12 protein-coding genes and 1 riboswitch are annotated in these 11695 nt (G+C 73.4%); of the genes, 2 read left to right on the top strand and 10 right to left on the bottom strand.

Going from position 1 to position 11695, the window contains the following annotated elements; all coding sequences use genetic code 11:
• A partial coding sequence (locus tag K6I34_RS20365; protein ID WP_229327741.1) for an AAA family ATPase occupies positions 1–916 on the top strand: 916 nt, incomplete at its 5' end.
• Between the two features lie 43 nt (positions 917–959).
• Here the strand turns inward: K6I34_RS20365 and K6I34_RS20360 are convergent.
• The 10 genes from K6I34_RS20360 to ribD form a co-directional block, all read right to left on the bottom strand.
• Positions 960–2114: a hemolysin family protein gene (locus tag K6I34_RS20360; protein ID WP_229327740.1), complete on the bottom strand. Its 1155-nt coding sequence runs from the start codon at positions 2112–2114 to the stop codon at positions 960–962.
• Positions 2111–3460, bottom strand: a complete 1350-nt coding sequence (locus K6I34_RS20355) for a hemolysin family protein (RefSeq protein ID WP_229327739.1) — start codon at positions 3458–3460, stop codon at positions 2111–2113. The genes K6I34_RS20360 and K6I34_RS20355 overlap by 4 nt, the downstream gene beginning before the upstream one ends.
• A gap of 269 nt (positions 3461–3729) precedes the next feature.
• On the bottom strand, positions 3730–4182 hold the full coding sequence (locus K6I34_RS20350; protein ID WP_229327738.1) for a PH domain-containing protein: 453 nt from the start codon (positions 4180–4182) through the stop codon (positions 3730–3732).
• Positions 4183–4236: 54 nt separating this feature from the next.
• Positions 4237–5085 (bottom strand): ATP phosphoribosyltransferase, encoded by an 849-nt coding sequence (hisG, locus tag K6I34_RS20345; protein ID WP_229327737.1) that lies wholly within the window; start codon positions 5083–5085, stop codon positions 4237–4239.
• Positions 5086–5197: 112 nt separating this feature from the next.
• On the bottom strand, positions 5198–5470 hold the full coding sequence (locus K6I34_RS20340; protein ID WP_116210688.1) for a phosphoribosyl-ATP diphosphatase: 273 nt from the start codon (positions 5468–5470) through the stop codon (positions 5198–5200).
• 33 nt (positions 5471–5503) lie between these two features.
• The gene (gene ribH / locus K6I34_RS20335; RefSeq protein ID WP_229327736.1) at positions 5504–5989 is read right to left on the bottom strand and encodes a 6,7-dimethyl-8-ribityllumazine synthase; all 486 of its coding nucleotides are present in this window, start codon (positions 5987–5989) and stop codon (positions 5504–5506) included.
• A gap of 52 nt (positions 5990–6041) precedes the next feature.
• The gene (locus tag K6I34_RS20330) at positions 6042–7322 is read right to left on the bottom strand and encodes a bifunctional 3,4-dihydroxy-2-butanone-4-phosphate synthase/GTP cyclohydrolase II (protein ID WP_229327735.1); all 1281 of its coding nucleotides are present in this window, start codon (positions 7320–7322) and stop codon (positions 6042–6044) included.
• Positions 7319–7987: a nicotinamide mononucleotide transporter family protein gene (locus K6I34_RS20325; protein ID WP_229327734.1), complete on the bottom strand. Its 669-nt coding sequence runs from the start codon at positions 7985–7987 to the stop codon at positions 7319–7321. The genes K6I34_RS20330 and K6I34_RS20325 overlap by 4 nt, the downstream gene beginning before the upstream one ends.
• Positions 7984–8619, bottom strand: a complete 636-nt coding sequence (locus K6I34_RS20320; protein ID WP_229327733.1) for a riboflavin synthase — start codon at positions 8617–8619, stop codon at positions 7984–7986. The genes K6I34_RS20325 and K6I34_RS20320 overlap by 4 nt, the downstream gene beginning before the upstream one ends.
• Positions 8620–8621: 2 nt before the next feature.
• Positions 8622–9716 (bottom strand): bifunctional diaminohydroxyphosphoribosylaminopyrimidine deaminase/5-amino-6-(5-phosphoribosylamino)uracil reductase RibD, encoded by a 1095-nt coding sequence (gene ribD / locus K6I34_RS20315; RefSeq protein ID WP_229327742.1) that lies wholly within the window; start codon positions 9714–9716, stop codon positions 8622–8624.
• 194 nt (positions 9717–9910) lie between these two features.
• Positions 9911–10041: riboswitch (FMN riboswitch) on the bottom strand.
• 204 nt (positions 10042–10245) lie between these two features.
• On the opposite strand from ribD, the gene K6I34_RS20310 reads away from it, so the two are divergent.
• Positions 10246–11433 (top strand): MFS transporter, encoded by a 1188-nt coding sequence (locus tag K6I34_RS20310; protein ID WP_229327732.1) that lies wholly within the window; start codon positions 10246–10248, stop codon positions 11431–11433.
• The last annotated feature ends 262 nt before the right edge of the window (positions 11434–11695 follow it).

Below are 11695 nucleotides of genomic sequence, written 5' to 3'. Positions count from 1 at the left end.
GCCGGGCCCCCCGGACCCCGCGCTGCTGGCGCGGGCGCTCGACGAGCTGGAGCGGATGGTGGGCCTGGAGCCGGTCAAGCGGCAGGTGCGGGCCCTGTCGGCACAGCTGCACATGGCACGGCTCCGGGCCGGGCAGGGGCTCCCCGTGCAGCCGCCCAAGCGCCACTTCGTCTTCTCCGGCCCCTCGGGCACCGGCAAGACCACGGTCGCCCGCATCCTCGGCCGGGTCTTCTACGCGCTGGGGCTGCTCGGCGGCGACCATCTGGTGGAGGCGCAGCGCGCCGACCTGGTCGGCGAGTTCCTGGGACAGACCGCGGTCAAGGCCAACGAGCTGATCGACTCCGCCCTCGGCGGGGTGCTCTTCGTCGACGAGGCGTACAGCCTCTCCAACTCCGGCTACAGCAAGGGCGACGCCTACGGCGACGAGGCCCTCCAGGTGCTGCTCAAGCGTGCCGAGGACAATCGCGACCGCCTGGTCGTCATCCTCGCCGGCTACCCCGAGGGCATGGACCGGCTGCTCGCCACCAACCCCGGCCTGGGCTCGCGCTTCACCACCCGGGTGGACTTCCCCAGCTACCGTCCCGGCGAGCTGACCAGGATCGGCGAGGTGCTGGCCGCCGACAGCGGCGACCGGTGGGACGAGGAGGCGCTGGACGAGCTGCGCAGCATCAGCGCCCACGTGGTCGAGCAGGGCTGGATCGACGAGCTGGGCAACGGCCGTTTCCTGCGCACCCTGTACGAGAAGAGCTGCGCGTACCGCGACCTGCGCCTGTCCGGATACGCGGGCACCCCGACCCGGGACGACCTCGCCACGCTCCGCCTGCCGGATCTGATGCAGGCGTACGGCGAGGTCCTCTCCGGGCCGGGGTGGTCGTCACCGCGGCGCACGTCACGCGACCCGCAGGACCCTCCGTGAGCCGGGCCGGGCCCCTCAAAAGAGCTCGGCCCGCCACTGGAGCTCAGCCCGTCATGACGCTGCGCTCCCTGACCGTCAGCACCTCCTGGGGCTCACGGGGCACCAGGGTCTCGACGCGGAGGCCGTCCGCCGCGCTCCGGGCGGCTCCGGCCGCCTCGGGCACCTCCTGGTCCCGGTGCGCGGGGTCGCGCACCTCGCCGACGAGCATCTCCAGGACGTCCTCCAGCGCGACCAGGCCGAGCACCTTGCCGGAGGCGTCGGCGACGGCCGCCAGGTGTGCGGCGGCGCGCCGCATCACGGTGAGCGCGTCGTCCAGCCGGAGCTCGGCACGCAGGGTCTCGACCCGCCGCCAGACGCGCTGGGGCACCGCGCGGTCGCGGTCCTCCAGGTCCAGCACGTCCTTGACGTGCAGATAACCCATGCAGGCACCGCCGGGGCCGACCACCGGGAAGCGCGAGTAGCCGGTCCGTACGGTCAGCTCCTCGATCTGCCGGGGTGTGACGGTCGGGGCCACCGTGACCAGCGCCGCCGGGTCGAGGAGGACGTCGGTGACCGGGCGGCTGCCCAGCTCCAGCGCGTCCTCCAGCCGCTCCTGCTCGGCCGGTTCGAGGAGACCGGCCTGACGGGAGTCCTCGACGAGGCGGTTGAGCTGCTCGCTGGTGAACACCGCCTCGACCTCGTCCTTGGGCTCGACCCGGAACAGCCGGAGCACCCCGTGCGCGCAGGCGCCGAGGAGGGCGGTGACCGGCCTGCACAGCCGGGCGAAGGCGACGAGCCCCGGCCCGAGCCAGAGCGCGGCGCGGTCGGGGGCCGACATGGCGAGGTTCTTCGGCACCATCTCGCCGATGACCAGGTGCAGGAAGACCACGAGGGCCAGGGCGATCACATAGCCCAGCGGATGGATCAGCCCCTCGGGCAGCCCCACCGCGTGGAAAGCGGGCTCCAGCAGCCGGGCCACCGTGGGCTCGGCGACCGCGCCGAGCGTCAGCGAGCAGACGGTGATGCCGAACTGCGCGGCGGCCATCATCTGCGGCAGGTTCTCCAGGCCGGTCAGCACCGTGCGGGCCCGCGCCGAGCCCTCGGCGGCCCTGGGCTCGATCTGGCTGCGGCGCACGGACACGAGCGCGAACTCGGCACCCACGAAGAAACCGTTGGCGAGCACCAGCACCACGGCGAGCAGGAGTTGCAGCAGGCTCATCGCTGCTCCCCCTGCACGGTGACGAGCACCGGGGCCGTGTGGACGAGCCGTACCCGCTCGGCGCGGTGGTGCGCCACCCGCCGTACGGAGAGCCGCCAGCCCGGCAGTTCGGTGGTGTCACCGGGCGCGGGAATCCGGCCGAGGAGGCCGGCGACCAGGCCGGCCACCGTCTCGTACGGGCCGTCGGGCGCCTCCAGGCCGATGCGGCGCAGCGCGTCGACGCGGCAGGCGCCGTCGGCGTCCCACGCCGAGCGGCCGTCCTCGCAGGCGACGGGCGCCAGTTCGGGCCGGTCGGCGTCCTCGGCGTCGTGCTCGTCGCGCACCTCGCCGACGAGCTCCTCGACGATGTCCTCCAGGGTGACCACGCCCGCCGTGCCGCCGTACTCGTCGACGACGACGGCTATGGGCTGCTCGCTGCGCAGCTGCTCCAGGAGCGGCTGTACGGGGAGGGTCTCCGGCACGAGCAGGGGCGGCACGGCGATCCGGCCGACCGGGGTGCGCAGCCGGTCGTCCGCGGGGACCGCGAGGGCGTCCTTGAGGTGGACCATGCCGACGACCTCGTCCAGGCGCTCCCGGTAGACGGGAAAGCGGGAGAGGCCGGTGGCACGGGTGAGGTTGAGGACGTCCTCGGCGGTCGCGGTGGACTGGAGGAAGCTGACCTTCACCCGGGGGGTCATGACGTGCTGGGCCGTGAGGTCGCCGAGCGAGAGGGTGCGGACGAACAGGTCGGCGGTGTCCTGCTCCAGGGCGCCCGCGCGGGCCGAGTGGCGTGCGAGGGAGACGAGTTCGCCCGGGGTGCGGGCGGAGGCCAGCTCCTCGGCGGGCTCGACGCCCATGGCCCGTACGAGCCGGTTGGCGACCGCGTTGAGCAGGGTGATCACGGGCCGGAAGAGGTGCGAGAAGGCGTGCTGCGGCCCGGCGACGAACCGCGCGACCTGGAGCGGCCGGGAGACCGCCCAGTTCTTGGGCACGAGTTCGCCGATCACCATCTGGACGGCGGAGGCCACCAGCATGCCGACGACCACGGCGACGCCGGGCGCGGCGCCCGAGGGCAGCCCGGCGGCGGTGAGCGGTCCGGTGAACAGGGTGCCCAGGGCGGGCTCGGCGAGCATGCCGACCACCAAGGAGGTGATGGTGATGCCGAGTTGGGTGCCCGAGAGCTGGAAGGAGAGCTCGCGCAGGGAGGCGACGACGGTGCGGGCGCGGCGGTCGCCGTCGGCGGCGGCCCGTTCGGCCTCCGGCTTCTCCACGGTCACCAGGCCGAACTCGGCGGCGACGAAGAAGCCGTTCGCGAGGATGAGGAGCAGTGCTGCCATGAGCAGCAGCAGGGACAGGGTGACGCTCATGCCGCCGCCTCCTGATCAGGGTGGGCGGCGGCGCAGGTACTGCAGGACGATCCGTCCATTGCCGGAGGGAGTCACTCCTCGGTTCGCAGGTGCCCCGCGGGCCGCGGGCTGCGCGGCGGTGGTGCGGTGTGCGGGGCGGGGCACGGTGTGTACCCGTGGCACCAGAGTAATCAAGGACGCGCGATCAGGGGACGACGGTCTTCCGTCAGGTCGGTCACCCGTCGGCGCGTTCCCGGTACCTTCCCGGTATCAGCCGGTGTCGGTCCGCGTCAGTCGGCGGCGGGTCGCGCGGTGCCGTGGGCCTCGGTGAGGGCCCGCAGGGCGCGGGCGTCGGCGACGGCCCGCTCCTTGGCGATGCCCGGCTGGATGCCCATGGCGGGCAGGGTGGTGCCGTCGGAGAGGTCGAGGCGGACCCAGGGGTCGCCCGCGCGCAGGTTCACGCGGACGATCTGGGCCCAGGCCAGCCGCCGGGTCGTGACCAGATTGACGACGGTGACGCCGTCCTCCGTGGCGACGATCCGGGGGCGGGCCAGCATCCAGATCACGCCGAACACGACGAGCCCGGCGCCGGTGAACGTGGCCCGGTCCCCCGCGCTGAAGCCGTGGGTCAGCCAGGCCCCCGCCGTGATCACGACGAACAGCGCGGTGCCGAGGCTCAGCAGCACGGCCCGGGTCACGGTGGGGCGGAAGGTGACCGGAAGCTCCGGCAGGGGGGTGGACACGGCGTACGTCACTCTCGGCGTCGGCGGGACTCGCGTGCGGGGGCGGGGCCCGTCCTACAGGCGGCAGGCGTGGATGTTGGTGGTGAGGATGGCGCGGGCGCCGAGGTCGTAGAGCTCGTCCATGATCCGCTGGGCGTCCTGGGACGGGACCATGGAGCGGACGGCGACCCAGCCCTCGTGGTGCAGCGGGGAGACGGTGGGCGACTCCAGGCCGGGGGTGAGGGAGACGGCGCGCTCGACGTGCTCCACGCGGATGTCGTAGTCCATCATCACGTAGCGGCGGGCGACGAGAACGCCCTGCATACGGCGGAGGAACTGACGCACCTTGGGGTCGTCCACCGGGGCGCCCGCGCGGCGGATGACGACCGCCTCGGACTCCAGGATCGGCTCGCCGATGATCTCCAGGCCCGCGTTGCGCAGGGTGGTGCCGGTCTCCACGACGTCGGCGATGATCTCGGCGACGCCGAGCTGGATGGCGGTCTCGACGGCGCCGTCGAGGTGGACGACGGAGGCGTCGACGCCGTTGTCGGCGAGGTGCTTGGTGACCAGGCCGGAGAAGGAGGTGGCCACGGTCATGCCGCCGAACTCGCTGACGTCCTCGGCCGTGCCCGGCCGGGTGGCGTAGCGGAAGGTGGACCCGGCGAAGCCGAGCTGCATGATCTCCTCGGCCTGCGAGCCCGAGTCCAGCAGCAGGTCCCGGCCGGTGATGCCGATGTCGAGTCTGCCGGAGCCCACGTAGACGGCGATGTCGCGGGGGCGGAGGAAGAAGAACTCGACGTCGTTGGCGGAGTCGACCAGGACCAGTTCCCTGCGGTCCTTGCGCTGCCGGTAGCCGGCCTCATGGAGCATCGCCGACGCAGGCTCGGAGAGAGAACCCTTGTTGGGAACGGCGATGCGCAGCATGAGGTCGTTTTCCTTCGTGCGGGGGATTGCTGGGGGGATGTGCTGCTCACGGAACCAATGGGATTACGGGAGCAACGTGACGAACGGTCCGAAGCAGGGTGAACGGTGTCCGTCAGAGGTGAGCGTATACGTCGTCCAGGGAGATTCCCCGGGCGACCATCATCACCTGAACGTGGTAGAGGAGCTGGGAGATCTCCTCGGCGGTGGCGTCGGCGCCCTCGTACTCGGCGGCCATCCACACCTCGGCGGCCTCCTCGACCACCTTCTTGCCGATGGCATGGACGCCCTTGCCCACCAGTTCGGCGGTGCGGGAGGTGGCGGGGTCGCCGGTGGCGGCCTTCTGCTGGAGCTCGGTGAAGAGCTCCTCGAACGTCTTCTTGGACATGGTGGTCCTACCCTACGCCGGTCCCCGCGCGCTTCAGTGCCAGGGCTCGGACAGCGAGCGCAGCGTCGCGGCGGTGGCGACGGCCGCGGTGACCGCCTCGTGGCCCTTGTCCTCCGCCGAGCCGTCCAGGCCGGCCCGGTCCAGCGCCTGTTCCTCGGTGTCGCAGGTGAGGACGCCGAAGCCGACCGGGACGCCGGTGTCGGCGGAGACCTGGGCGAGGCCCTGGGTGACGCCCTGGCACACGTAGTCGAAGTGGGGGGTGCCGCCGCGGACGACGACGCCGAGGGCGACGATCGCGTCGTAGCGGCGGCCCGCCAGGACCTTGGCGGCGACGGGCAGTTCCCAGCTGCCCGGGACGCGCAGCAGCGTCGGCTCGTCGATGCCCAGCTCGTGCAGGGCGCGCAGGGCGCCGTCGACGAGTCCGTCCATCACCTTCTCGTGCCACTGCGCGGCGATCACGGCCACACGCAGGTCCTGACAGTTCCGCACACTCAGCTCGGGGGCGCCCTTGCCGCTCAACGTTGCTCCTCGGATGGGGTAAGTGAAGGTATGGGTCGTATGTCCGGGCGGGTCACTGGTTGCCGCAGGCGGACACCGGGTCGGCGTCGAGCCAGGGCAGGTCGTGGCCCATGCGGTCGCGCTTGGTCCGCAGGTAGCGGAGGTTGTGCTCACCGGCCTGGACGGGCATGGGCTCACGGCCGGTGACCTTGAGGCCGTGCCGGACCAGGGCGGACGTCTTGTCGGGGTTGTTGGTCAGCAGCCGCAGCGAGCGCACCCCCAGGTCGGCGAGGATCCGGGCGCCCGCCGCGTAGTCGCGGCCGTCGGCGGGGAGCCCGAGTTCGAGGTTGGCGTCCAGCGTGTCGCGGCCGTCCTCCTGGAGCTCGTAGGCGCGCAGCTTGGGCAGCAGGCCGATGCCGCGCCCCTCGTGCCCGCGCAGGTAGAGGACGACGCCGCGGCCCTCGGCGGAGATCCGGTCCAGGGCGGCGTGCAGCTGCGGGCCGCAGTCGCAGCGCAGCGAGCCGAAGACGTCACCGGTGAGGCACTCGGAGTGGACGCGTACCAGGACGTCCTCGCCGTCGCCGATCTCGCCCGCTACGAGGGCGATGTGCTCGACGCCGTCGACGGTGGAGCGGTAGCCGAAGGCCCGGAAGTCGCCGTGGGCGGTGGGCAGCCGGGTCTCGGCCTCGCGGCGGACGGTGGGTTCGCTGGCGCGCCGGTGGGCGATGAGGTCCTCGATGGAGATGATCGCCAGGCCGTGCTTGCGGGCGAACGGGACCAGCTCGGGCAGCCGCAGCATGGCCCCGTCCTCGCCCGCGATCTCCACGATGGCGGCGGCGGGGCGCAGCCCGGCGAGGCGCGCGAGGTCCACGCCCGCCTCGGTGTGGCCGTTGCGCACCAGGACGCCGCCGGGCCGGGCGCGCAGCGGGAAGACGTGGCCGGGCCGGACGAGGTCGCCGGGGGCGGTCGCGGGGGCGGCGAGCAGCCGGATGGTGGTGGCGCGGTCGGCGGCGGAGATCCCGGTCGTGACGCCGTGGGCGCGGCTCGCGTCGACGGAGACGGTGAAGGCCGTGCGCATGGACTCGGTGTTGTCGTCGACCATCTGCGGCAGGTCGAGCCGGGCGAGGTCCGGCTCCTCCATGGGCACGCAGATCAGGCCGCGGCACTCGCTCATCATGAAGGCCAGGATCTCGGTGGTGACCTTCTCGGCCGCGACGACGAGGTCGCCCTCGTTCTCGCGGTTCTCGTCGTCCACGACGACGACGGGCCGGCCCGCCGCGATGTCGGCGATGGCGCGCTCGACCGGGTCGAGGGTGAGGTCCTCGGCCGGGTACCAGCTCTGCAGGGCGGTCATGAGGAGAGGGCTCCTTCCAGTGCGGGCTGCGTGCCCTCGCCCGTACGGACGCGGGAGCGCAGCCACCAGTCGCGCATGCCCCACAGGACGAGCGCGAAGTAGACGACGTAGACGAGGCCGGAGAAGGCGAGGCCGCTGCTGAAGGCGAGCGGCACGCCGACGACGTCCACGAGCAGCCAGGCGAACCAGAATTCGACGAAGCCGCGGGCCTGGCAGACCATCGCGGTGAGCGTGCCGACGAAGATGTAGGCGTCCGGCCAGGGGTTCCAGGACAGTCCGGGCACGGCGCTGAAGAGGCCGCCCACGGCGAGCGTGCCCGCGGCGGTGCCCGCGATCAGCGCGGCGCGCTCGCGCCAGGAGGCGAAGCGCACGGCGATCGAGCCGTCCTGGGCGTCCTGCCTGCCGCGCCGCCACTGCCGCCAGCCCCACACGGCGACGCCGATGACGAGGAGCTGCTTGCCGACGCCGCCGCTGAGGTGGGCGGAGAGGTAGGCGGCCACGAGGATCACGCCGGAGGCGAGCTGGGCGGGCCAGGTCCATAGGGAGCGCCGCCAGCCGAGGGCGAGTGCGGCGAGGCCGACCGTGTTGCCGATCATGTCGGACCAGATGACGTGCTGGCCGAAGACGGTGAACGCCTCGCCGTTGAGCCAGTTCAGCGCGGTCACTGTGCCTTCTCCGTCTTCTCCGTACGGTCGTCGCGGCCGTCGCGGCCGTCGCCCAGCAGCCGCTCGACGTACTTGGCCAGGACGTCGACCTCGAGGTTGACGGGGTCGCCGGTCCGCTTGATGCCCAGGGTGGTGAGCTGGAGGGTGGTGGGGATGAGGCTGACGGTGAAGTGGTCCGCACCCGCCTCGACCACGGTGAGGCTGATGCCGTCGACGGTGATGGAGCCCTTGTCGACGACGTAACGGGCGAGCTCCGCGGGGAGGGCGATCTTCACGATCTCCCAGTGCTCGCCGGGCACCCGTTCGAGGATGGTGCCGGTGCCGTCGACGTGGCCCTGGACGAGGTGGCCGCCGAGGCGTCCGCCGAGTGCCATGGGCCGCTCCAGGTTCACCCGGGAGCCGACGGCGAGGGCGCCGAGGCTGGAGCGCTTGAGGGTCTCCGCCATCACGTCCGCGGTGAACTCGCCGTCCGCGGTGTCCACGACGGTGAGGCAGACGCCGTTGACGGCGATCGAGTCGCCGTGCCGCGCGCCGTCGGTGACGAGGGGGCCGCGCAGCCGGAACAGCGAGGAGTCGCCGCGGTTCTCGACGGAGACGACCTCGCCCAGCTCTTCGACGATTCCGGTGAACACTGTCAGTTCTCCTCAGGGGCGGTGGTGGAGGTGGTGGTCGATGCGGTGGGGGTCGCGGTGATCCGCAGGTCGGGGCCGAGGCGGGCGACGTCGGTCACGTCCAGGCGCAGGGCGTGGGCGATGGTGCCGATGCCCGCGTCGCCCAGGGCGGCCGGCCCGGCGCCGAGCAGCGCGGGCGCGAGGTAGCCGACGACCCGGTCGACGGCGCCCGCGGCGACGAACGAACCGGCCAGGGCCGGGCCGCCCTCCAGCAGGACGGAGCGGATGCCGCGCCCGTACAGCTCGGTGAGCAGGGCGTGGACGTCGAGGCCGGTCCCGTCGTGGGGCAGCCGTACGACGTCGACGCCGGGCAGGTGGCGGGTGTCGGCGTGCTCGCCGACGGCGATCAGGGTGGGCGCCGCGTCGTCGAGGACGCGGGCGCCGGGCTTGACCGAGGCGTGGGTGTCGAGGACGACCCGCAGCGGCTGGGTGACGTCTTCCGCACCGCGTACGGCCAGGTGGGGGTCGTCGGCGCGGAGGGTGCCCGCGCCCACGACCACGGCGTCGGCCTCGGCGCGCAGCCGGTGGACGTCCGCGCGGGCCTCGGCGGAGGTGATCCAGCGGCTGGTGCCGTCGGCGGCGGCGCTGCGGCCGTCGAGCGTGGCGGCGTACTTCCACAGGACGAAGGGGCGGTGGCGCAGCACGGCGGTGAGCCAGGCGGCGTTGCCCGCGGCGGCCTCGTCGGCGAGCAGCCCGCCCTCGGTGTCGATCCCGGCGGCGGCGAGGGCGGCCGCGCCTCCGCCGGCGGTCGGGGTGGGGTCGGCGACGGCGTAGACGACACGGGCCACGCCCGCGTCGATCAGCGCCTGGGCACAGGGGCCCGTGCGGCCGGTGTGGTTGCAGGGTTCGAGGGTCACGACGGCGGTGCCGCCGCGGACGTCGTGGCCGGACGCGGCCGCGTCGCGGAGCGCCTCGACCTCGGCGTGCGGCGCGCCCGCGCGCCGGTGCCAGCCCTCGCCGACGGTGCGGCCGTCGGCGTCCAGGAGGACACAGCCGACGACGGGGTTGGGGCTGGTGGACCCGAGGGCACGGGCTGCGAGTGCGACGGCACGGCGCATCGCGTCGGTCTCGACGGTGCTCTCTCGGGTGGCCACCGGGTCCTCCTGCCTCTTCGGGCACGGACTCCGGGGCTGTCGTACGGGACGACGGATCGAGCGGGAACGCCACCGGGATGCACGGGTGCCGCGAAGGGAATCCGGCACCGGAATGCGATGCGGATCACCCCACGGGGTGCGCCGGGTGTACGAGCCCGCCGCGCACTGCCTCCCATCCGGACTTTAACCGTCGGTCCAGGAATTTCACCTGGTCAACCGGCCGCTGGCTGCGGCCGGGTCGCGGACTGTAACCGCCGGTTCGGAATTTCACCGACCCCGGAGTGCGCTGCGTTCGAAAACGTATGTAGGTCTGCTGCATAGCGTCTGACCTGCACGTTCCATGAACACTGCAGGTCCGACGCCTTTGAGCGTACGCCGACGCCCCGCGTGGTGTCCACGGTGATACTCCTCGCACGGACGGGCGGGGATGCCGATCGGGTAAATCGGGTAATCGGCTCACACGGCCCGGGCCGGTCCGGGAGGATGCGCGTCCATGGGCCCGGAGAGCGTGCAGAAGGCGGAGCAGGCGGGGGGCACGGACAGCGGGGCGGCCCGGTTACGCCGGGCGCGGTACGCGGTGGCGGCGGTGTTCGCGGTGCACGGCGCGGTCACGGGCAATTTCGCGACCCGCATCCCCTGGGTCCAGGGGCACGCGGGGGTGGACGCGGGCGGCCTGGGACTGGCGCTCGCGTTCCCGGCGATCGGCGCGTCACTGGCGATGCCGCTCGCGGGGCGGGTCGGTCATCGGCTCGGCGCGCGGGCGGCGTTGCGTCTGCTGCTCGCGCTGTGGTGCGGGTCGCTGGCGCTGCCCGCGCTCGCGCCGGGGCTGCTCGCGCTGTGCGGGGCCCTGGCCGTCTACGGCGCGGCCTCGGGCACGGCGGACGTCATGATGAACGCGCTCGGCGTCGAGACGGAGGAACGGCTCGGCCGCTCGATCATGTCGGGGCTGCACGGGATGTGGAGCGCGGGGGCACTGGCGGGTTCGGCGGTGGGGACCGTCGCCGCGCACGCCGGTACGGGCGCGCGGCTCCACCTCGGGATCGCGGCGGCGCTGCTCACCGCGCTCGGGGTGCTCGCCTGTCACTGGGTGCTCGACGTGCGCACGCCCGCCGACGAGCGTCCCCCGCCGCGCTTCTCGCTGCCGCCGCGCGCGGCGCTGGTCATCGGCGCGGTGGGGTTCTGCGCGGTGTTCGCCGAGGGCGCGAGCCTGGACTGGTCGGCGGTCTACCTCCGCGATGTCATCGGCGCGGACCCGGGTGTCGCGGCGGGCTGCACCACCGCCTTCTCCTGCACGATGGCCGCGACCCGGCTGGCGGGCGATGCCCTGGTGCGGCGCTTCGGGCCGGTGCGGACGGTACGGACCGGGGGCGCGGCGGCCACGGCGGGCGGGGTGCTCGTCGTCTGGGCGCACGGACCGGTGTCCGCGATCGCGGGCTTCGCGCTGGTCGGCGTCGGGGTGGCCGTCGTGGTCCCGCTCGCCTTCGCGGCGGCGGGCCGCGCCGGGCCCGCGCCCGCACAGGCGATCGCGGGCGTCGCGACCGTCACGTACACGTCGGGGCTCGTGGCTCCCGCGGTGATCGGGCAGATCGCGGAGGCCGCTTCGCTGACGGCGTCTTTCGGGGTGGTGACCGTTCTGACGGTTGGACTTGTCGCCGGGGCGAAGGCGTTGCGTTCCGGCTGACCCACCGTGGCTTCCCGCCGTTCCGGGGGCTTCGCCCCCAGACCCCGCGGCGGCGGCGCCCACTGGGGTGCCTCTTGCGCTCGGCACGCGACTGCGGGTGCGTTGTGGCTGGTCGCGCCCACGCGGCGGAGCCGCATATCGAAACGGCCCCGCGCCCCTTACGGGACGCCGGTGGGCCGTACGGCCGCCCCCCGCGAGGGGAGCCGTACGGCCCGTCAACCGGTGGTTACCGGTCAGAGGATGCCGAAGAGGCCACCACCCC

It is taken from the genome of Streptomyces sp. UNOC14_S4, assembly GCF_020740835.1.
Classification (GTDB): Bacteria; Actinomycetota; Actinomycetes; order Streptomycetales; family Streptomycetaceae; genus Streptomyces.
This window is presented reverse-complemented; position numbering and strand designations above follow the sequence as displayed.